Here is an 18,802-nt window from a genome sequence, read left to right on the forward strand (position 1 = left end):
AGGAAGTTGCCCGCGTGGGCCGTGTACTTCACGCGGGGGGATGTGCCGCCCGAGGGCGGCGCGAAGTATCAGAAGGACATGGACATGCGTACGTTCAAGGGAACCGCCACCGTCGCCGCCGGCGCCGTCTCGCTGGCGCTGCTGCTCACCGCCTGTGGCGGGGGCGAGAAGAGCGACGACAAGGGCGCCCCGAAGGCGTCCGGGTCGGCGTCGGCGTCCGCCTCCGCCGCGCCCGACGCGAAGGCGCTGTCGGTGGCCGAGCTGGAGAAGCTGATCGTCGAGCAGGCCGACCTCAAGGGGTACCAGGTCCAGAAGGCCGAGGCCGCGGACGTGGTGAAGCCGGGTGACGTCGCCACGGACAAGCCCGCCTGCAAGCCGATCGCCGACGTCCTGTCGTCCATCGCGCCCGGCGGCCCGGCCGCCGATGTGCTGCGTCAGGCCATCGAGGTGCCGAAGAAGGAGGGGGCGACGGCGGCACCGGAGGACATCCTCGGCGCGTTCAGCGCCCCGGCGACCTCCGTCGTGCTCGGCTCGCACGACGGCGCGGGCGCGCAGGAGGCGCTGGCCTCCCTGAAGGCGGCCGGCCCGGAGTGCGCGGGCGGCTTCGCGCTCCTCGGCGGCGGCGAGAAGACGAAGGTCCTCAAGGTCGCGCCCGAGTCCATAACCGCAGGTGAGGAGGCGGTCGCCTACACCGTCACCACCGACGTGGAAGGCGCCGAGTGGGTCAGCAAGGTGGTCGCCTTCCGCAAGGGCAACACGCTGGCCTCGTTCGCCACCATCAGCCTCGGGGGCAAGGTCAAGGAGCTGCCCAAGACGGTCATCGACGCGCAGGCCGCCAAGCTGGGCTGAGTCCGGCGCTCCGCCCGCTTTCGGTCGTAGGCTGCCGCCATGTGCGGAATCGTGGGTTACGTCGGCGGGCAGTCGGCGCTTGATGTGGTGATCGCGGGCCTGAAGCGGCTCGAGTACCGGGGCTACGACTCGGCCGGCGTCGCGGTGCTCTCCGACGGGGGACTGGCCGCGGCGAAGAAGGCGGGCAAGCTCGTCAACCTGGAGAAGGAGCTGGTGGACCGGCCGCTGTCCAGCGGATCCACCGGCATCGGCCACACCCGCTGGGCAACCCACGGCGGGCCGACCGACGTCAACGCGCACCCGCACCTCGACAACGCGGGGCGCGTCGCCGTCGTCCACAACGGGATCATCGAGAACTTCGCCGCCCTGCGCGCGGAGCTCCAGGAGCGCGGCCACGACCTGGCGTCCGAGACGGACACCGAGGTCGTGGCCCATCTCCTGGCCGAGGAGTTCTCCTCCTGCGGGGAGCTGGCGGAGGCCATGCGGCTGGTGTGCCGGCGGCTCGACGGGGCGTTCACCCTGGTCGCCGTGCACGCGGACGAGCCGGACGTGGTCGTCGGGGCGCGCCGCAACTCGCCGCTCGTGGTGGGCGTCGGCGAGGGGGAGTTCTTCCTCGCCTCGGACGTGGCCGCGTTCATCGCGCACACCCGCTCGGCGATCGAGCTCGGCCAGGACCAGGTCGTGAAGCTCTCCCGGGAGGGCGTCGAGGTCACCGACTTCGGAGGCGCCCCCGCCGACGTACGGGCGTACCACGTGGACTGGGACGCCTCGGCCGCCGAGAAGGGCGGCTACGACTACTTCATGCTCAAGGAGATCGCCGAGCAGCCGAAGGCCGTCGCCGACACCCTCCTCGGCCGGATCGACGCGGGGGGCCGGCTCCGGCTGGACGAGGTGCGCATCCCGGACGCGGTGCTGCGCGAGGCCGACAAGATCTTGATCATCGCGTGCGGTACGGCCTTCCACGCCGGGATGATCGCGAAGTACGCCATCGAGCACTGGACCCGGATCCCGTGCGAGGTGGAGCTGGCGAGCGAGTTCCGCTACCGGGATCCGATCCTGGGGCAGCGGACGCTGGTCATCGCGATCTCGCAGTCCGGCGAGACGATGGACACGCTGATGGCGCTGCGGCACGCGCGCGAGCAGGGCGCGAAGGTGCTCGCGGTGTGCAACACGAACGGTTCGACGATCCCGCGGGAGTCGGACGCGGTCCTCTACACGCACGCGGGGCCGGAGGTGGCTGTCGCGTCGACGAAGGCGTTCCTGACGCAGCTGGTGGCCTGCTATCTGCTGGCGCTGTACCTCGGGCAGGTGCGCGGGACGAAGTGGGGCGACGAGATCCACGCCGTGGTCCGTGAGCTGTCCCGGATCGCCGACGAGGTGGAACGGGTCCTGGAGACGATGGAGCCGGTACGGGCGCTGGCCCGCTCGCTCGCCGACAAGAACACCGTGCTCTTCCTCGGCCGGCACGTCGGCTACCCGGTGGCCCTGGAGGGCGCGCTGAAGCTGAAGGAACTCGCGTACATGCACGCGGAGGGGTTCGCGGCGGGGGAGCTGAAGCACGGGCCGATCGCGCTGATCGAGAAGGACCTGCCGGTGGTCGTGGTGGTCCCGTCGCCGCGGGGGCGGTCGGTCCTGCACGACAAGATCGTCTCCAACATCCAGGAGATCCGGGCGCGGGGGGCGCGGACGATCGTGATCGCGGAGGAGGGCGACGAGACGGTCGTCCCGTACGCCGACCATCTGATCCGTATCCCGGCAACGCCTACGCTGCTTCAGCCGCTGGTCTCCACCGTGCCGCTGCAGGTGTTCGCCTGCGAACTCGCGACGGCACGGGGCAACGAGGTGGACCAGCCGCGGAACCTGGCGAAATCCGTGACCGTGGAATAGGGATGAGCGAATGATCATCGGGGTGGGGATCGATGTGGCCGAGGTGGACCGCTTCGCGGCGTCCGTGGAGCGGACCCCCGGGCTGCTCCAGCGGCTCTTCGTCGAGGGCGAGCTTCTGCTGCCGAGCGGCGAGCGGCGCGGCCCGGCGTCCCTGGCGGTCCGCTTCGCCGCGAAGGAGGCCGTGGCCAAGGCCCTGGGCGCGCCGGCGGGCCTGCACTGGACGGACGCGGAGGTCTACGTCGAATCCAGCGGCCAGCCACGACTGCGGGTACGCGGCACGGTGGCGGCCCGCGCGGCGGAACTGGGCGTCCGGCACTGGCATGTGTCGTTGAGCCACGACGCGGGGGTGGCGTCGGCGGTGGTGATCGCGGAGGGATGACCCTCCGCCCCACCCCCGGGTGGCGCGGATCGTGCGGCCGCGATCGGGTCCGTCGGGCAGACTTCGGGGTATGCGTACCGCTTATCGCGTGGAGACCGTACGGGCCGCTGAGGCCGAGTTGATGGGGGCGTTGCCCGAGGGGGCGCTCATGCAGCGGGCCGCGGCCGGGCTTGCCGCCGCGTGTCTCTCGCTCCTCGGGCGGGGGCATGTGTACGGCGCGCGGGTCGTCCTGCTCGTCGGTAGTGGGGACAACGGGGGCGACGCCCTCTACGCCGGGGTGCGGCTCGCCCGGCGCGGGGCCGGCGTGACGGCCGTCCTGCTCGGCGAGAAGGCCCACGAGCGCGGGCTCGCCGCGCTGCTCGCCGCCGGCGGCCGCGTGGCGGAGGACCCCTTCGAGGTGCTCGCCGTCGCCGACCTCGTCATGGACGGGATCACCGGCATCGGCGGCCAGGGCGGACTGCGCCCCGACGCCGTCCCGGTCGCGCGGGCGGCCCGCGGCTCGGACGCCGTCGTGGTCGCCGTCGACCTGCCGAGCGGCGTGGACGCCGACTCGGGGCGGGTCGCGGGCGAGGCGCTGCGCGCGGACGCGACGGTGACCTTCGGGACGTACAAGCCGGGCCTCCTCATCGACCCGGCCCGCGAGTACGCGGGGGCGCTGCGCCTCGTCGACATCGGGCTCGGCGACGTCCTGCCGTCCGTACCGGACATCGAGGCGCTGCAACACGAGGACGTGGCACGGCTGTTGCCCGTACCGGGCGCGGAGAGCGACAAGTACCGGCGCGGAGTCGTGGGCGTCGTCGCCGGTTCCGCCCGCTACCCGGGCGCCGCCGTGCTCGCCGTGACGGGCGCCCTGCGGGGCGGCGCGGGCGCGGTGCGCTACGTCGGGCCCGCCGCGGACGCCGTCATCGCCCGCCACCCCGAGACCCTGGTGCACCCCGGTCCGCCGGAGAAGGCCGGACGCGTCCAGGCGTGGGTCGTCGGGCCCGGCCTCGGCGACGAGCGCTCGGCGGTCGCCGAGGTCCTCGCCTCGGACGTACCGGTCCTGGTGGACGCGGACGGGCTGCGCGAGCTGGACCCGGCGACGGTACGGGAGCGCACGGCGCCGACCCTGCTCACCCCGCACGCCGGCGAGGCGGCCGCCCTGCTCGGTACCTCGCGCGACTCGGTGGAGGCGGAGCGGCTCGCGGCGGTACGGGAGTTGGCGGCGCGTTTCGGGGCGACGGTGCTGCTCAAGGGCTCGACGACGCTGGTGGCGGAGGAATCCGGTCCGGTACGCGTGAACCCGACCGGCACGTCGTGGCTGGCGACCGCGGGGAGCGGGGACGTCCTGTCCGGCCTGGCCGGCTCCCTGCTCGCCGGCGGGTTGCGCGCTCGGGACGCGGGCTCGGTGGCCGCGTACCTGCACGGCCTCGCCGCCCGCCGTGCCTCGGGCGGCGCGCCGATCACGGCCGGCGACGTGGCGGACGCCCTGCCCGGCGCCTGGCGCGACGTGGTGACGGCTCCCTAGCGGCTCCCTAGCGGCGCCCGGCACCCCCGACGCACGCCCGGTCGGGCGAAGACGTTGGGCCACGCGTGGCGTTGGGCGGGCGGCGGTCGGTGGGGGCGGGTTCGCTGAGTGGGTGATCAGATCGACCGCCTCCTCCCGTGTCGTAACGCTGCTGCTCGTCGCCGCAGTCGGACTGCCGAGCACCGCAACCGCCTCCGCCGAACCCGCACCCCCCGCCCCCGCCGCCGACACCCTCGTGCCCGGTGTCGAGGGCGCCGGGCAGGCCGAGTACCCCATGGACACGCCCGATCAGGTGCTGCCGCCGGTTCCGCAGCAGGCCGAGGGCGTGCCCGTTCCCGTGCCCGAGCCCGACGGGCCCGTCGACGAGCTGGTCGAGTACCTGCCGCGCAGTGCGATCGCCGCCGCCTGCACCAAGCTCGCCGGGCCCCACCAGCGCCGCGTCGAGCGGCTGCTCAAGCTCAAGGTCGACGGCAAGCAGTCCGCCGCCGACTGCAAGGCCATCCGCGCCTTCCAGGTCAAGGAGAAGATCAAACCCGCCAGCGGTTACGCCGGCCCCGTCACCTGGGCCCGCGCCGAGCTGGTCGCCGCCCGCAAGAACCCCAACGCCGCCGGGAAGTGCCCGGCCAAGACGTACACCGTCGCCTGCGTCGACCTCGACCGTGAGCTGATGTGGGTGCAGAAGGGGAAGAAGGTCGGCTTCGGGGTCGTCAACATCCGGAGCGGGCGGCCCGGCTACCGCACCCGTACCGGCTGGAAGAAGGTCTACTGGCGCAACAAGGACCACTGGTCCTCCCTCTACAACACCCCCATGCCCTACGCCCAGTTCTTCGACGGCGGACAGGCCTTCCACGCCGTCTACGGCCAGCTCGCCACGCCCACCGGCAGCCGCGGCTGCGTCAATCTCAGCCACGCCAACGCCAAGAAACTCTGGGACGTGCTGCGCAAGGGTGACCGGGTCTACATCTGGGGAAAGCGGCCCGAACGCTGACACCTGAGAGACTGGGCGCGATGACTGAGACACCGCCGCCCCGCAGAGCCCGCGCCGAGATCGACCTCGGGGCGCTGCGTGCGAACGTCCGCACGCTGCGCGCCCGTGTCGCGCCGCACGTCCAGGTGATGGCCGTGGTCAAGGCGGACGCGTACGGCCACGGCGCCGTCCGCTGCGCCCGCGCCGCGCTCGACGCGGGCGCCGACTGGCTCGGCACCGCCACCCCGCACGAGGCGCTCGCGCTGCGCGCCGCCGGGATCACCGACGCGCGGATCCTGTGCTGGCTCTGGACCCCCGGCGACCCCTGGGCCGACGGCATCGAGGCCGGGCTCGACATCGCCGTCAGCGGTCTGTGGGCCCTCGAAGAGGTCCGCCAGGCGGCCAGGGAGACCGGCCGGGCCGCCCGTATCCAGCTCAAGGCCGACACCGGGCTCGGGCGCAACGGCTGCCAGCCCGCCGACTGGCCCGAGCTCGTCGGCGAGGCCCTCAGGGCCGAGCAGGACGGGCTGGTCAAGGTCACCGGACTCTGGTCGCACTTCGCCTGCGCCGACGAGCCCGGCCACCCCTCGATCGCCTCCCAGCTCGACGTCTTCCGCACCATGCTCGACTACGCCGAGAAGGCCGGCGTCGAGCCCGAGGTCCGGCACATCGCCAACTCACCGGCCACCCTCACCCTCCCCGAGGCCCACTTCGACCTGGTCCGGCCCGGCATCGCGGTGTACGGCGTCTCGCCCAGCCCCGACCTCGGCACCCCCGCCGATTTCGGTCTGCGGCCCGTGATGTCCCTGATCGGGAGCGTCGCGCTGGTCAAGCAGGTGCCCGGCGGGCACGGCGTCAGCTACGGGCACCATTACGTCACCGAGGGCGAGACCCACCTCGGCCTCATCCCGCTCGGGTACGCCGACGGCATCCCGCGCCACGCCTCCGGCCGCGGCCCGGTCCTGGTCGGCGGCAAGGTCCGGCGGGTGGCCGGGCGGGTCGCCATGGACCAGTTCGTCGTGGACCTCGGCCGGGACACCGTCGAGCCCGGCGCCGAGGCGCTGCTCTTCGGGCCCGGCGACCGGGGCGAGCCGACCGCCGAGGACTGGGCCGAGGCCGCCGACACCATCGCGTACGAGATCGTCACCCGCATCGGCGCGCGCGTTCCGCGCGTCTATGTGAACGGGTAAGCACCAGAACCGACCGAACAGGGGAGCCTCGTGAGCGAGTCCAGCACCGACAACTGGCGGCGTGCCGGGCTCGCCGGTGCCGCGATAGGCGTCCTGGCCGCCGGCGCGGCGGCCGGCGTGGCCATCGAGCGGCTGACCGTCGGGCGCGGCATGCGGCAGAAGGCGCGGCTCGCCCTCGACGCCTCCGCCCCCTACGGCTCCCTGCGCGGCACGCCCGGCAAGGCGCCCGCCGACGACGGCACCGCGCTCTACTACGAGGTCGACGAGGTCGAGTCGGACGCTCCGGCGCCGCGCCGCCGCAGGCTCTTCGGCCGCAAGGCGCCCGCGCCCGTCACCGTCGTCTTCAGCCACGGCTACTGCCTGGGGCAGGACTCCTGGCACTTCCAGCGGGCGGCGCTGCGCGGCCTGGTCCGTACCGTCTACTGGGACCAGCGCAGCCACGGCCGCTCCGAGCGCGGCGTCGCCCAGTCCGGGCCGGACGGCCCGCCCGTCTCCATCGACCAGCTCGGCCGCGACCTCAAGGCCGTCATCGACGCGGCCGCGCCCGAAGGGCCGCTGGTCCTGGTCGGGCACTCGATGGGCGGCATGACGATCATGGCGTTCGCCGACCGCTACCCGGAGCTGGTCCGCGAGCGGGTCGTCGGCGTCGCCCTCGTCGGTACGTCGGCGGGGAAGCTGGGCGAGGTCACGTACGGACTGCCGTCGGCCGGGGTCAACGCGGTGCGGCGGGTCCTGCCGGGCGTCCTGAAGGTGCTCGGCTCACAGACGGAGCTGGTGGAGCGGGGACGCCGGGCCACCGCCGACCTGTTCGCCGGGCTGATCAAGAAGTACTCGTTCTCGTCCCGCGACGTGGACCCGGCCGTCGCCCGGTTCGCGGAGCGGATGATCGAGGCGACCCCGATCGACGTGGTCGCGGAGTTCTACCCGGCCTTCGCCGAGCACGACAAGGCGGCGGCGCTCGCGGTCTTCCGCGACCTGCCCGTCCTCGCGCTGGCCGGCGACCGCGACCTGGTCACGCCCAGCTCGCACACCGAGGCCATCGCCGATCTGCTGCCGGACGCGGAGCTGGTCATCGTGCCCGACGCCGGGCACCTGGTGATGCTGGAGCACCCGGAGGCCGTGACGGACCGGCTCGCCGACCTGCTCGCGAAGGTCGGCGCGGTGCCCGCTACGGCGACGACGAAGGCGGGGGCCGGCAGCCGTTAGGTTGGCCGGTATGGAAGAACCGCATTCTGCCGCCAGCCTGGCCATCGACTCTCCGGAGCAGATGCAGGAGATCGGGCGCCGGCTCGCCAAGCTGCTCCGCCCCGGCGACCTCGTCATGCTCACCGGCGAGCTCGGCGCCGGCAAGACCACGCTCACCCGAGGCCTCGGCGAGGGCCTCGGCGTCCGGGGCGCCGTCACCTCCCCGACCTTCGTCATCGCCCGCGTCCACCCGTCCCTGGTCGGCGGGCCCGCGCTGGTCCACGTCGACGCGTACCGCCTCGGCGGCGGTCTCGACGAGATGGAGGACCTCGACCTGGACGTCTCGCTGCCCGAGTCGGTGGTCGTCGTGGAGTGGGGCGACGGCAAGGTCGAGGACCTCACGGACGACCGGCTGCACGTCCTGATCCACCGCGTCGTCGGCGACACCGACGACGACCGGCGCACGGTCGTGCTGCGCGGGATCGGTGCGCGCTGGGCGACCGAGAACCTCACGCTGAGCTGAACGTACGTAGGTTCCGACAAGGTGTCGGGAAGATGTTGCGTCGGTCGTACGGGACGTGGTCACATGGATGCAGAGCTGGTTAGGTGTACCTAACCTACGGGAGGCATGCATGGCGACGCCTGAGCGCGAGAACGCGGAAGCGCGGATGCGGACGCGTACGTCGATGAGCGAGCTGCTGGCGTCCTGCGCCGCGGCGAACGCGGTCTCGACACCCCCGCGCACGCCGAAGCATGAGCCGGAACAGGACACCGCCGAGCCCGAGGCCGAGCGCGAGGCGGCGTAAGCGGCCGTAACCCGAACGGGCGACGCGCCGGCCGGCCCCCGGCCCTCCTACGGGACGACGACGACCTTCGCGCCGATCGACGCGAAGGTCCACATCGCGTCGCCGTCCGCCCGCTTCATCCGGATGCCGCCGGTCTTCCGTGTCGGGTCCGGCGTCGGGAGCGTGCCGTCGACCGCCGCGCTGAAGCCGATCGAGACGTCCTGCTCGGTCGTGAACCGCACCACGTGCTCGATCATCACGCCGTCCGAGCCGGTGACCGAGCCCGAGCGGGACGTCACCTTGTACGTCCCCGGGGCCGGGTGGACCGTGCTCGGCATGACCGAGAAGGCGTGCGTGGCCTGGCCCTTCGGGTCCACCAGCCACACCCGGCGGTCGCCGAGCGCGTACACGACGCGCGTCCCGGTGCCCGAGTCGGCGGGGACTGCGAGCGGGTCCTTGACGGGCTTCTCGGGGCCACCGGTCGCGGCCGTCGACGGCGCCGTGCTCGGGGCCTTCGGCTTCGCCGAGACGTCCGCCGGGGCGTTCGCCGACGCCTGGTAGGCGAGGAAGGCGACCGCGGCGACCGCCGCCGCCGTGAGCCCGGCCACGAATCCCGAGCTGCTCCGTGCCACCCTGCTGCCCACCTTTCGTACGTACGTATCGGTCGTGACGGTAGCAGCCGTGGGGGACCGGGACGGGGCGCCGTGCGGACCGGCCGGGAGCCGTAGGCTGTTTGCGTGCTCTTGCTCGCCATGGATACCGCCACACCCGCCGTCACCGTCGCCCTCCACGACGGCGACTCCGTCATCGCCGAGTTCCGGCAGATCGACGCCCGCCGCCACGGGGAGCTGCTGCTGCCCGCCGTCGACCGGGTCCTCACCGAGGCCGGGCTGAAGCTCGACGCGGTCACCGGCATCGTCGTCGGCGTCGGGCCGGGGCCGTACACCGGACTGCGGGTCGGGCTCGTCACCGCCGCGACCTTCGCCTCCGCCCTCGGCGTGCCCGTGCACGGCCTGTGCACACTGGACGGGCTCGCGTACGCCTCCGGGATCGAGGAGCCGTTCGTCGTCGCGACGGACGCGCGCCGCAAGGAGGTCTACTGGGCGCGGTACGAGAACGCCCGTACGCGCGTCGGCGACGCGGCCGTCGACCGGCCCGCCGACATCGCCGAGCAGGTCGCCGGGCTCCCCGTCGTCGGCGCCGGCGCGCGGCTCTACCCCGAGGCCTTCCCGGACGCCCGCGACCCGGAGCACCAGTCGGCGGGCGCGCTGGCCGCCCTGGCGGCGGAGCGGCTCGCGGCGAGCGCCTCGGGCACCTCTCACACCGGCTTCCTCGACCCGCTGCCGATGTACCTGCGCCGCCCCGACGCCCAGGTGCCGAAGAACTACAAGGTGGTCACGCCCAAGTGACCGGCGCCGTACTGCGCGAGATGCGCTGGTGGGACCTGGAACCGGTGCTGGAGCTCGAGACCGAGCTGTTCCCGGAGGACGCCTGGTCGCCCGGGATGTTCTGGTCCGAACTGGCCCACGCGCGCGGCCCGCACGCCACCCGCCACTACGTGGTGGCCGAGGATCCGGCCGACGGCCGGCTCGTCGGCTACGCCGGACTCGCCGCCGCCGGCGGCCTCGGCGACGTCCAGACCATCGCCGCCGCCCGTGACCAGTGGGGCACCGGCCTCGGCGCCCGCCTCCTCACCGATCTGCTCCACGCGGCCACCGCGTTCGAGTGCGAAGAGGTACTGCTGGAGGTACGGGTCGACAACACACGGGCCCAGAAGCTGTACGAGCGCTTCGGCTTCGAGCCCATCGGCTTCCGCCGCGGCTACTACCAGCCGGGCAACGTGGACGCGCTCGTGATGCGACTGACCGCTCAAGGAACTGAGACTGATTCTGATGGCTGACGAACCGCTCGTACTCGGTATCGAGACCTCCTGCGACGAGACCGGGGTCGGCATCGTCCGGGGGACGACGCTGCTGGCCGACGCCGTCGCGTCCAGCGTCGACACCCACGCCCGCTTCGGCGGCGTGGTGCCCGAGATCGCCTCCCGCGCGCACCTGGAGGCGATGGTCCCGACCATCGAGCGCGCTCTGAAGGACGCCGGGATCTCCGCCCGTGACCTCGACGGCATCGCCGTCACGGCCGGCCCCGGTCTGGCGGGCGCGCTGCTCGTCGGCGTCTCGGCGGCGAAGGCCTACGCGTACGCGCTGGGCAAGCCGCTCTACGGCGTGAACCACCTGGCCTCGCACATCTGCGTCGACCAGCTGGAGCACGGCCCGCTGCCCGAGCCCACGATGGCGCTGCTCGTCTCCGGCGGGCACTCCTCGCTGCTCCTCGCCCCGGACATCACCGCCGACGTCCGGCCGATGGGCGCGACCATCGACGACGCGGCCGGCGAGGCCTTCGACAAGATCGCGCGCGTGCTCGACCTCGGTTTCCCCGGCGGCCCGGTCATCGACCGGCTCGCCCGGGAGGGCGACCCGAAGGCCATCGCCTTCCCGCGCGGCCTGAGCGGCTCGAAGGACCCCGCGTACGACTTCTCCTTCTCCGGTCTGAAGACCGCGGTCGCCCGCTGGATCGAGGCGAAGCGGGCGGCGGGCGAGGAGGTGCCGGTACGGGACGTGGCGGCGTCCTTCCAGGAGGCCGTCGTCGACGTGCTCACCCGCAAGGCCGTACGGGCCTGCAAGGACGAGGGCGTGGACCACCTGATGATCGGCGGTGGCGTCGCGGCCAACTCGCGGCTGCGGGCGCTCGCCCAGGAGCGGTGCGAGCGGGCGGGCATCCGGCTGCGGGTGCCCCGGCCGGGGCTCTGCACGGACAACGGCGCGATGGTGGCGGCCCTGGGCGCGGAGATGGTGGCCAGGAACCGGCCGGCGTCGGACTGGGAGCTGTCGGCGGACTCGTCGCTTCCGGTGACGGACCCGCACGTGCCGGGGAATCACTCGCACGCTCATGACCACGACCACGTGCACGAAGTCAGCAAGGAGAACCTGTACTCGTGACCGTCGTGACCCTGATGTGGGAGGCGCGCGCGGTCCAGGGCCGTGGCGCCGAACTCCTGGAGTGGGCGCGGGCGCAGCTCCTGCCGTACGAGCCGCTGCGGAGGGAGACCTTCCGCGCCCCGCAGGACCGGGTGCTCGTGCTGACCTGGTGGGAGACGGACGCGGTCGACGCCGAGCTGCCGGAGCTGCCCGAGCCGGCCGCCGACCTGGTCACCCGTCCGGTGCATCGTTGGCGTTTCGAGTCCGTGGACTGAGGCAACCTCCGGTCATTTTGTCGCATCATCCACGTCGTGACTCTCGGCGTGGACAAGAAGATCGTGACGTGGGCGGCGCTGACCGCCGCCGTACTCCTCATCTCGGGATGCGGCGGCCCGGCGGGAGCGGACTCCGCGACCGCTCCCACGAGACCTGCCTCGCCCACGACGGCCCCCGCCGAGGCCAAGGCCCCGGACCAGGCCGACAAGGCCGCGCAGGCCTCCGCCGCGTACCGGAAGTGGGGCCTGAAGCCCTTCGCCGCGCCGCCCGTACCGCCGACGACCAAGCCGGTGACGCGGAAGCCCGGCGCGCCCGTCCCCGTCATCAGCGAGATACCCACCAAGGACAAGGTCGTCTTCATCACGATCGACGACGGGGCCGAGAAGGACCCGGAGTTCCTGAAGATGATGGAGGAGCTGAACGTCCCGGTGACGGTGTTCCTCACCGACTCCGCCATACGCGCCGACTACGGCTACTTCAAGCCGCTCGCCGCCCTCGGCAACGGCGTCGCCAACCACACCCTCACCCACCCCAACCTGCGCACCCTCGGCCGCGCCGCCCAGCACCGGGAAATCTGCGGCCAGCAGACGAAGCTGGCGAAGGAGTACGGGACGACCCCCCGGCTCTTCCGCCCGCCCTACGGCAACTGGAACGAGCACACCCGCGCGGCGGCCGGCGAGTGCGGGGTGGACGCGATCGTGCTGTGGCGCGAGTCGATGCAGATCAAGAACATGCAGTACCAGCGCGCCGACAAGAAGCTGCACCCCGGCGACATCATCCTGGCCCACTTCAGGGGCCCCGCCGAGCTCAAGGGCACGACGATGACCCGGATGACGGCCAACATGCTCCGCCACATCCAGGAGCAGGGCTTCACGGTGGCCCGCCTGGAGGACTACGTCTAGGAATCCCGTCGCGAAATTCTTCGCGCGTGGTGTCGATGCGGGTCGAGCCCGTTCGACGTATGAGTGAAAGGCGGGGAACAGCCCCGCCCGCCACGCAAGGAGAACGACCATGCCCCGCTACCTGACGATGATCCGCATCGAAGAGGGCGCCTTCGAGATGTCGGAGGCCGACGCCGGGTTCGGCCAGCGCATGGAGGCGCTGTTCGAGGAGATCACCAAGGCCGGCGTGATGCTGGAGACGGCCGGCCTCAAGCCGACCGAGGAAGGCAAGCGCGTCGTCTGGGAGGGCGGGAAGATCTCCTACACCGACGGGCCGTTCACCGAGACCAAGGAGGTCGTCGGCGGCTACTCGATCACCCAGTGCAAGGACCTCGCCGAGGCCATGGAGTGGTCGAAGCGGTTCCTGGAGGTCCACCCGCCGCAGTGGAAGGTGACCTGCGAGGTCCGCGAGATCGAAGAGATGGGCTGACGCGGTCGGGGCGGGTGGTGTCATCGTTGACGCATGACCGCACCCGCCCCCGGCGCCGTAGAGACCGTCTTCCGGATGGAGTCGCCGCGGATCATCGCCGCCGTCGCGCGGATCGTCCGTGACGTCGGCATCGCCGAGGAGATCGCCCAGGACGCCTTCGTCGCCGCCCTCGAACAGTGGCCGCGGACGGGGGTGCCCGACCGGCCGGCCGCCTGGCTGACGGCCGCCGCCAAGAACCGCGCGGTGGATCTCGTACGGCGCCGGGAGACGTACGCGCGCAAGCTCGCCGAGGTCGGGCGGGAGGTGCCGGAGGCCGCGTACGACCCCGAGCCGTCCGGGCCCGGCGACATCGACGACGACCTGCTGCGGCTGATCTTCACCGCCTGCCACCCGGTGCTCTCCGCCGAGGCACGGACCGCGCTGACGCTGCGGCTTGTCGGCGGGCTGCGCACGGACGAGATCGCCCGTGCCTTCCTCGTACCGGAGGCGACGGTCGCACAGCGGATCGTGCGGGCGAAGCGGGCGCTGGCGAAGGCGGGCGTGGAGTTCGAGGTCCCGTACGGGGACGAGCGGGCGGCCCGGCTCGGCTCGGTGCTCGACGTCATCTACCTGATCTTCAACGAGGGGTACGCGGCGACGGCGGGCGACGACCTGCTGCGCCCCGCACTGTGCGAGGACGCGCTACGGCTGGCCCGGGTGCTCGCGGGGCTGATGCCGAAGGAGGGCGAGGTCCACGGTCTGGCCGCCCTGCTGGAGATCCAGGCCTCCCGGACGGCGACCCGGACCGGTCCGGACGGGCGGCCGGTCCTCCTCGCCGACCAGAACCGGAGCCGCTGGGACCGCCGCCTCATCCTGCGCGGCTTCGAGGCGCTGGGGCGGGCGGGCGAGGGCGCTTCGTACGGTCCGTACGCCCTCCAGGCCGCCATCGCCGCCTGCCACGCGAAAGCGCCCACGTACGGGGCCACGGACTGGCGGACGATCGCCGGCCTCTACGGGCGACTGGCGTCCGTCGCGCCCTCCCCGGTGGTCGAGTTGAACCGTGCGGTCGCCGTCTCGATGGCCGAGGGCCCGGAGGCGGGCCTCGCCCTCGTCGACGCCCTCGCCGAGGAACCGGCCCTGGCGGGCTACCACTTGCTGCCGAGCGTCCGCGGCGACCTGCTGGAGCGACTCGGCCGGCCGGCCGAGGCCCGCGCGGAGTTCGAGCGGGCCGCCGCCCTGACCCGCAACGAGCGGGAACGCGCACTGCTGCGCGAGCGCGCGGAACGGGCGGGCGGCAGGGGGCGTTTCGGGACGGGCGGGCCGTCCGGGCGGGGTGAGCCGGGGGCTCGGTAGTCTCGGCCGCATGTCCCCGCGTACCGCCCTGCCCCCACCCCCGCCGCCCGCCGAGATACAGAGCTGGCCCGACCACGAGGCCCGACTGGCCGACCGGGCGCGGGCGATGACCGAGCTCAACCGCCGACTGATCGGCGGAACACGGCTGGTGGTCTTCCTGATGTGGCTGGCCGTCCTGGAACTGGGCTGGGGGATCTGCGGCGCCGGGCTCATCGCCCTCGACGACTCCATCGACCCCTTCGCGGGCATGTTCTCGTTCTTCCTGCTGGGCCTCGGGCTGTGCGCCGTGGTCCCCGCCGTCTTCTTCCTCGCCCGGGGCGCCCGCCGGGACCGCGAGGCGCGGGACCGGCTGATCCGGTGGGCCGCCCTGGACGGCGACCGCGCGGCCGACGCGCGGCTGCGCGAGCCCGTCCTCGGCGTCGTCTGGCTGCTGCTCGCCTTCGCGCTGTGCGCCGTCGGCCTGTGGCTCTCGCTGGCCGCGCCCGCCGAGGCGACCGGCCCGGGCCGCGGCGGCTACGGCACGGCCGCCTACTTCGTGGGCGCCGGGCTCGGCCTGTGGGTCAGCGGCATGACGGCCGCGGTGAAGGCGGTCGGGCACTACCGGCTGGCGGTACGGCTCGTGGCGTAGCGCTGATGGGCGTACGGCTCTTGGCGCGCGGGCCTCATGGCGCAGTGCCCGCCCGGGGTCAGGCCGCCGGGCGGCCGATCAGCATCGTCGGGGCGCCCGCGACCCGGGTCAGGATGACCGTCGCCGCGTTCGGGCCCTTCGGCTTGACCCGGCGGCGGATCTCCTCGGGCTCGACCGCCGAGCCGCGCTTCTTCACCGTCAGCGTGCCGACCTCGCGCTCGCGCAGCAGGGCCTTCAACTTCTTGAGGTTGAAGGGGAGTTCGTCGGTGATCTCGTACGCCGTGGCGAACGGCGTCGGGGTGAGGGCGTCCGCCGTGACGTACGCGATCGTCTCGTCGATCAGGCCCCCGGCCAGCTCCTCTGCGACCTCGGCGACCAGATGCGCGCGGATGACCGCGCCGTCCGGCTCGTAGAGGTACTTCCCGACCGGGCGGACCGCCGGGTCGGGCAGGCCGCGGCCGGTCAGGCTCGCGCCGGACGGCAGGAGGGTGGCGCGGCGGGTGCCGGGGGAGGTGCCGAACCAGAGCACGGCCTCCTTCACGTCCCCGCCGTCCGAGATCCACTCCGCCTCGGCCTCCGCCGGCACCGCCTCGTGCGGGATGCCGGGGGCGATCTTCAGCGCCGCGCGCGGGGCCTTGCGGGCGGCCTCGACGGCCCAGGAGAGCGGCGGCGAGTACGCCTCCGGGTCGAAGATGCGGCCGCGGCCGCCCCGGCGTGCCGGGTCCACGAAGACGGCGTCGTACGGGCTGGTGTCGATCTCGGTCACGTCCGCGCACCGCACCTCGATCAGCCCGGCCAGCCCGAGCGCCTCGGCGTTGGCGCGGGCGACCTCGGCGGTCAGCGGGTCACGGTCGACGGCCAGGACCGCGATCCCGGCCCGGGCGAACGCGAGGGCGTCGCCGCCGATCCCGCCGCACAGGTCGGCCACGCTCCGCACCCCGAGCGCCTTGAGCCGCTCCGCGCGGTACGTCCCGACCGTGGCCCGCGTCGACTGCTCGACGCCGTTGGGGGTGAAGTACATCCGGTACGCGTCCTCGGCGCCGAACTTCGCCACCGCGCGCTGCCGCAGCCGGGCCTGGCCGAGCGCGGCCGAGACCAGTTCGGCGGGGTGCTCGCGGCGCAGCCGGGAGGCGACGGCCAGTTCCTGGGCGGGGTCGTAGTCGCGCAGGGCGGCGAGCAGCGTCTGGCCCTCGGGGGTGAGCAGGGCGGTGAAGTCGGCGAGGTCGGTCACCCGTCCCATTGTGGGCCAGCCGGGGGATGGTGGGCGCCGGGCGGTGGTGTCGGGGGCCGCGCGGGGCGCTCCGCTGACAGGATGCGGCGCCATGCAGCTAGTAAGACAAAAAGAAGAAATGCGCCGAAAGGGGTCGGCGGCGCGTCTCCGTCGCCCGGTGGGCGCCGCACTGGTCGTCGCCGCGCTCGGATCCGCCTGCGCCGGCCCCTCCGGCGACGGGGAGGGCGGCTCGGGCGGCCGTAAGGGCCCCGCCCGCCCGGCCGCCGGTCAGCCGCAGGCGGAGGGCGCGGCCGCCGCGCTCGACACGTACGTCGAGAAGGTCCGCGCGCAGCGCGCCGCCCGGGTGGCCGCCGCCAAGAAGTGGGGCCTGGACCGGCCGCCGCTGGACGCCCCGGCCCCGCCCGCCGTGAAGCCGAAGATCACCACCCGCAAGGGCTTCGAGACGGACGGCGAGGGGCTGCCGCCGGTCTTCACCACCGTGCCGACCAAACAGAAGGTCGTCTTCCTGACGATCGACGACGGCGCGGAGAAGGATCCCGAGCTGGTGCGGATGATGAGCGAGCTGCGGATCCCGTACAGCGCGTTCCTCAGCGACTACCTGGTCAAGGAGGACTACGGCTACTTCAAGAAGATGCAGGCCGCCGGCGTCTCCCTGCACAACCACACCCTCAACCACCGCTACCTGCCCGGGCTCTCGTACAGCGCCCAGAAGCGGGAAATCTGCGGGATGCAGGACACCATCGAGAAGCGGTACGGGAAGCGGCCCCCGCTCTTCCGGCCGCCGTACGGCAACTACAACGAGGACACGCTGCGCGCGGCGAAGACGTGCGGGGTGAAGGCGGTTCCGCTGTGGGCCTCCGAGGCCTTCCCGGACCGGATGGAGTGGCGCGAGTGGGACCGCGACCTGCACCCCGGCGACATCGTGCTCACGCACTTCCGGGGCAAGGAGGACTGGAAGGGCTCGATGCCGGACATGATCCGCCGGGTGATGAAGACGATCACGGCCAAGGGGTACGCGGTCGCGAAGCTCGAGGACTACGTGTGACCCGCGCGCGCCGGCCGGCGGTCGGCCTCGCGATGGCCGGCGCGCTCCTGCTGCCGGGGATCTCGGGGTGCGCGTCGTCCGTGGACCCGATCGAGCGCCTGGGGCGGAAGACGGCGGTCCGGGTGTTCCACACGCTCACCGTGCCCGACGACGGCCCGACGACGGCGCGCCGCCGCTAGGGAGCGCTCGCGCTCCTCGCGGGGGTGGGGTGCGCGTACGCCCACTGCTCCCCCGCGACGAGCAGCGTGACGAGGAAGAGCAGCCCCGCCGCGAGGAAATGACACCCGGCCGTCCACACCCGGCCGCCGCGCGGCATCGCCCACGCGAGCAGCAGGACGGCTCCGGTGACCACGCCGAAGACGATCACGGGAACCCAGTCCATCGGGGGCGGGCTCGCGTCGCGCGGGTCGGGTGCGCCGCCGAGGTTCCGCGCGGCCAGGAAGACGGCGGCGGCCAGGGCGAGTACGCCGTCCAGGACCAGGAACACCAGTCCGACGGCGATGTCCGTGCCCGTGCGGACCGTGCGGACCAGGGGGCGCGAGGGCGTTGTCATGTCCGCACCTTCGTGCGGAACCATCCGCTCCGTAACGCCGTTGCCCGTCCCGAGACCGAATCGAACGTGCTGCGGTACCGAACCGCCACGCGTCGCTGAATTGGCACTCCGCTTGACCGAGTGCTAATCGCAGTCATAGTCTCGGCTCTGGCACTCCCCACTGGAGAGTGCCAACACAGCGACGGGCAGGTCCGGCACCCGCGACGACGGATCCACCTGGTCGCCACCCCAGACAGTTAGCCCCGTGAGATCTCCGAAGGGGGAGGTCGGATCGTGACGACCACCAGCTCCAAGGTTGCCATCAAGCCGCTCGAGGACCGCATTGTGGTCCAGCCGCTCGACGCCGAGCAGACCACCGCCTCTGGCCTGGTCATCCCGGACACGGCGAAGGAGAAGCCCCAGGAGGGTGCTGTCCTCGCCGTCGGTCCGGGTCGCTTCGAGAACGGCGAGCGCCTGCCGCTCGACGTCAAGGTCGGCGATGTCGTGCTGTACAGCAAGTACGGCGGCACCGAGGTGAAGTACAACGGCGAGGAGTTCCTCGTCCTCTCGGCTCGCGACGTGCTCGCGATCATCGAGAAGTAATTCACCGAAGTACCTGAAGCAGATGCTTTGAGCTGCGCCCCTGACCCCGCACCGGGC

General features: G+C 72.9%; 23 protein-coding genes. 20 read left to right on the forward strand and 3 right to left on the reverse strand.

Annotated features, from left to right (window positions below; translation table 11 throughout):
* Positions 1–84: 84 nt before the first annotated feature.
* The 9 genes from Q5762_RS09845 (at position 85) to Q5762_RS09885 (ending at position 8,770) form a co-directional block, all read left to right on the forward strand.
* Positions 85–849 (forward strand): hypothetical protein, encoded by a 765-nt coding sequence (locus tag Q5762_RS09845; RefSeq protein ID WP_315891615.1) that lies wholly within the window; start codon positions 85–87, stop codon positions 847–849.
* Between the two features lie 39 nt (positions 850–888).
* Positions 889–2,736 carry a glutamine--fructose-6-phosphate transaminase (isomerizing) gene (gene glmS, locus Q5762_RS09850; protein WP_315891616.1) on the forward strand — a complete coding sequence of 616 codons (1,848 nt, stop codon included), beginning with the start codon at positions 889–891 and terminating at the stop codon, positions 2,734–2,736.
* A gap of 10 nt (positions 2,737–2,746) precedes the next feature.
* On the forward strand, positions 2,747–3,115 hold the full coding sequence (locus Q5762_RS09855) for a holo-ACP synthase (RefSeq protein WP_315891617.1): 369 nt from the start codon (positions 2,747–2,749) through the stop codon (positions 3,113–3,115).
* Between the two features lie 70 nt (positions 3,116–3,185).
* Positions 3,186–4,622 carry an NAD(P)H-hydrate dehydratase gene (locus Q5762_RS09860; RefSeq protein WP_315891618.1) on the forward strand — a complete coding sequence of 479 codons (1,437 nt, stop codon included), beginning with the start codon at positions 3,186–3,188 and terminating at the stop codon, positions 4,620–4,622.
* Between the two features lie 115 nt (positions 4,623–4,737).
* Positions 4,738–5,610, forward strand: coding sequence for a L,D-transpeptidase family protein (locus Q5762_RS09865; RefSeq protein ID WP_399494862.1), 873 nt, complete (start codon positions 4,738–4,740; stop codon positions 5,608–5,610).
* A 20-nt stretch (positions 5,611–5,630) separates the two neighbouring features.
* A complete protein-coding gene (gene alr / locus Q5762_RS09870; RefSeq protein ID WP_315891619.1) occupies positions 5,631–6,779 on the forward strand; it encodes an alanine racemase in 1,149 nt (382 codons plus the stop codon).
* Between the two features lie 30 nt (positions 6,780–6,809).
* The gene (locus tag Q5762_RS09875; RefSeq protein ID WP_315891620.1) at positions 6,810–7,985 is read left to right on the forward strand and encodes an alpha/beta hydrolase; all 1,176 of its coding nucleotides are present in this window, start codon (positions 6,810–6,812) and stop codon (positions 7,983–7,985) included.
* A 10-nt stretch (positions 7,986–7,995) separates the two neighbouring features.
* On the forward strand, positions 7,996–8,487 hold the full coding sequence (tsaE, locus tag Q5762_RS09880; protein ID WP_315891621.1) for a tRNA (adenosine(37)-N6)-threonylcarbamoyltransferase complex ATPase subunit type 1 TsaE: 492 nt from the start codon (positions 7,996–7,998) through the stop codon (positions 8,485–8,487).
* 109 nt (positions 8,488–8,596) lie between these two features.
* Entirely contained in the window at positions 8,597–8,770 is a 174-nt protein-coding gene (locus tag Q5762_RS09885; protein WP_315891622.1) for a hypothetical protein, read from the forward strand.
* Positions 8,771–8,817: 47 nt separating this feature from the next.
* Here the strand turns inward: Q5762_RS09885 and Q5762_RS09890 are convergent, their stop codons facing one another.
* Complete coding sequence (locus tag Q5762_RS09890; RefSeq protein ID WP_399494802.1) at positions 8,818–9,381, reverse strand: hypothetical protein; 564 nt, start codon at positions 9,379–9,381, stop codon at positions 8,818–8,820.
* Between the two features lie 105 nt (positions 9,382–9,486).
* Here Q5762_RS09890 and tsaB point away from each other — a divergent pair, with 105 nt between their 5' ends.
* The 8 genes from tsaB (at position 9,487) to Q5762_RS09930 (ending at position 15,334) form a co-directional block, all read left to right on the forward strand.
* A complete protein-coding gene (gene tsaB / locus Q5762_RS09895) occupies positions 9,487–10,158 on the forward strand; it encodes a tRNA (adenosine(37)-N6)-threonylcarbamoyltransferase complex dimerization subunit type 1 TsaB (protein ID WP_315891623.1) in 672 nt (223 codons plus the stop codon).
* 20 nt (positions 10,159–10,178) lie between these two features.
* A complete protein-coding gene (gene rimI / locus Q5762_RS09900; protein ID WP_399494864.1) occupies positions 10,179–10,649 on the forward strand; it encodes a ribosomal protein S18-alanine N-acetyltransferase in 471 nt (156 codons plus the stop codon).
* Positions 10,642–11,748, forward strand: coding sequence for a tRNA (adenosine(37)-N6)-threonylcarbamoyltransferase complex transferase subunit TsaD (gene tsaD, locus Q5762_RS09905; protein ID WP_315891625.1), 1,107 nt, complete (start codon positions 10,642–10,644; stop codon positions 11,746–11,748). The genes rimI and tsaD overlap by 8 nt, the downstream gene beginning before the upstream one ends.
* The gene (locus Q5762_RS09910; protein ID WP_315891626.1) at positions 11,745–12,002 is read left to right on the forward strand and encodes a hypothetical protein; all 258 of its coding nucleotides are present in this window, start codon (positions 11,745–11,747) and stop codon (positions 12,000–12,002) included. Before tsaD ends, Q5762_RS09910 begins: the two co-directional genes overlap by 4 nt.
* A gap of 36 nt (positions 12,003–12,038) precedes the next feature.
* Positions 12,039–12,905 carry a polysaccharide deacetylase family protein gene (locus tag Q5762_RS09915; protein ID WP_315891627.1) on the forward strand — a complete coding sequence of 289 codons (867 nt, stop codon included), beginning with the start codon at positions 12,039–12,041 and terminating at the stop codon, positions 12,903–12,905.
* A gap of 109 nt (positions 12,906–13,014) precedes the next feature.
* Positions 13,015–13,374 (forward strand): YciI family protein, encoded by a 360-nt coding sequence (locus Q5762_RS09920; RefSeq protein WP_315891628.1) that lies wholly within the window; start codon positions 13,015–13,017, stop codon positions 13,372–13,374.
* Between the two features lie 33 nt (positions 13,375–13,407).
* A complete protein-coding gene (locus Q5762_RS09925; RefSeq protein WP_315891629.1) occupies positions 13,408–14,706 on the forward strand; it encodes an RNA polymerase sigma factor in 1,299 nt (432 codons plus the stop codon).
* A gap of 10 nt (positions 14,707–14,716) precedes the next feature.
* A complete protein-coding gene (locus Q5762_RS09930) occupies positions 14,717–15,334 on the forward strand; it encodes a hypothetical protein (protein WP_315891630.1) in 618 nt (205 codons plus the stop codon).
* A 58-nt stretch (positions 15,335–15,392) separates the two neighbouring features.
* Here Q5762_RS09930 and Q5762_RS09935 read toward each other — a convergent pair whose 3' ends face one another.
* The gene (locus tag Q5762_RS09935; protein ID WP_315891631.1) at positions 15,393–16,574 is read right to left on the reverse strand and encodes a THUMP-like domain-containing protein; all 1,182 of its coding nucleotides are present in this window, start codon (positions 16,572–16,574) and stop codon (positions 15,393–15,395) included.
* 109 nt (positions 16,575–16,683) lie between these two features.
* Here Q5762_RS09935 and Q5762_RS09940 point away from each other — a divergent pair, with 109 nt between their 5' ends.
* Positions 16,684–17,610, forward strand: coding sequence for a polysaccharide deacetylase family protein (locus Q5762_RS09940; RefSeq protein ID WP_315891632.1), 927 nt, complete (start codon positions 16,684–16,686; stop codon positions 17,608–17,610).
* Entirely contained in the window at positions 17,607–17,789 is a 183-nt protein-coding gene (locus Q5762_RS09945) for a hypothetical protein (protein ID WP_315891633.1), read from the forward strand. The genes Q5762_RS09940 and Q5762_RS09945 overlap by 4 nt, the downstream gene beginning before the upstream one ends.
* Here Q5762_RS09945 and Q5762_RS09950 read toward each other — a convergent pair.
* On the reverse strand, positions 17,786–18,163 hold the full coding sequence (locus Q5762_RS09950) for a DUF6234 family protein (protein WP_315891634.1): 378 nt from the start codon (positions 18,161–18,163) through the stop codon (positions 17,786–17,788). The genes Q5762_RS09945 and Q5762_RS09950 overlap by 4 nt on opposite strands.
* 273 nt (positions 18,164–18,436) lie before the next feature.
* On the opposite strand from Q5762_RS09950, the gene groES reads away from it, so the two are divergent.
* Complete coding sequence (gene groES, locus Q5762_RS09955; RefSeq protein WP_057584642.1) at positions 18,437–18,745, forward strand: co-chaperone GroES; 309 nt, start codon at positions 18,437–18,439, stop codon at positions 18,743–18,745.
* Positions 18,746–18,802 lie beyond the last annotated feature (57 nt).

It is taken from the genome of Streptomyces sp. P9(2023) (genome assembly GCF_032436795.1).
Lineage (GTDB): Bacteria > Actinomycetota > Actinomycetes > Streptomycetales > Streptomycetaceae > Streptomyces.

What these genes read in the sequence shown, in the direction of transcription:
- Q5762_RS09845 (WP_315891615.1), top strand. Translation starts at nt 85, where the DNA reads ATGCGTACGTTCAAGGGAACCGCCACCGTCGCCGCCGGCGCCGTCTCG.
- glmS (WP_315891616.1), top strand. Translation starts at nt 889, where the DNA reads ATGTGCGGAATCGTGGGTTACGTCGGCGGGCAGTCGGCGCTTGATGTG.
- Q5762_RS09855 (WP_315891617.1), top strand. Translation starts at nt 2,747, where the DNA reads ATGATCATCGGGGTGGGGATCGATGTGGCCGAGGTGGACCGCTTCGCG.
- Q5762_RS09860 (WP_315891618.1), top strand. Translation starts at nt 3,186, where the DNA reads ATGCGTACCGCTTATCGCGTGGAGACCGTACGGGCCGCTGAGGCCGAG.
- alr (WP_315891619.1), top strand. Translation starts at nt 5,631, where the DNA reads ATGACTGAGACACCGCCGCCCCGCAGAGCCCGCGCCGAGATCGACCTC.
- tsaE (WP_315891621.1), top strand. Translation starts at nt 7,996, where the DNA reads ATGGAAGAACCGCATTCTGCCGCCAGCCTGGCCATCGACTCTCCGGAG.
- Q5762_RS09885 (WP_315891622.1), top strand. Translation starts at nt 8,597, where the DNA reads ATGGCGACGCCTGAGCGCGAGAACGCGGAAGCGCGGATGCGGACGCGT.
- rimI (WP_399494864.1), top strand. Translation starts at nt 10,179, where the DNA reads ATGCGCTGGTGGGACCTGGAACCGGTGCTGGAGCTCGAGACCGAGCTG.
- tsaD (WP_315891625.1), top strand. Translation starts at nt 10,642, where the DNA reads ATGGCTGACGAACCGCTCGTACTCGGTATCGAGACCTCCTGCGACGAG.
- Q5762_RS09920 (WP_315891628.1), top strand. Translation starts at nt 13,015, where the DNA reads ATGCCCCGCTACCTGACGATGATCCGCATCGAAGAGGGCGCCTTCGAG.
- Q5762_RS09925 (WP_315891629.1), top strand. Translation starts at nt 13,408, where the DNA reads ATGACCGCACCCGCCCCCGGCGCCGTAGAGACCGTCTTCCGGATGGAG.
- Q5762_RS09930 (WP_315891630.1), top strand. Translation starts at nt 14,717, where the DNA reads ATGTCCCCGCGTACCGCCCTGCCCCCACCCCCGCCGCCCGCCGAGATA.
- Q5762_RS09935 (WP_315891631.1), bottom strand. Translation starts at nt 16,574, where the DNA reads ATGGGACGGGTGACCGACCTCGCCGACTTCACCGCCCTGCTCACCCCC.
- Q5762_RS09940 (WP_315891632.1), top strand. Translation starts at nt 16,684, where the DNA reads ATGCGCCGAAAGGGGTCGGCGGCGCGTCTCCGTCGCCCGGTGGGCGCC.
- Q5762_RS09950 (WP_315891634.1), bottom strand. Translation starts at nt 18,163, where the DNA reads ATGACAACGCCCTCGCGCCCCCTGGTCCGCACGGTCCGCACGGGCACG.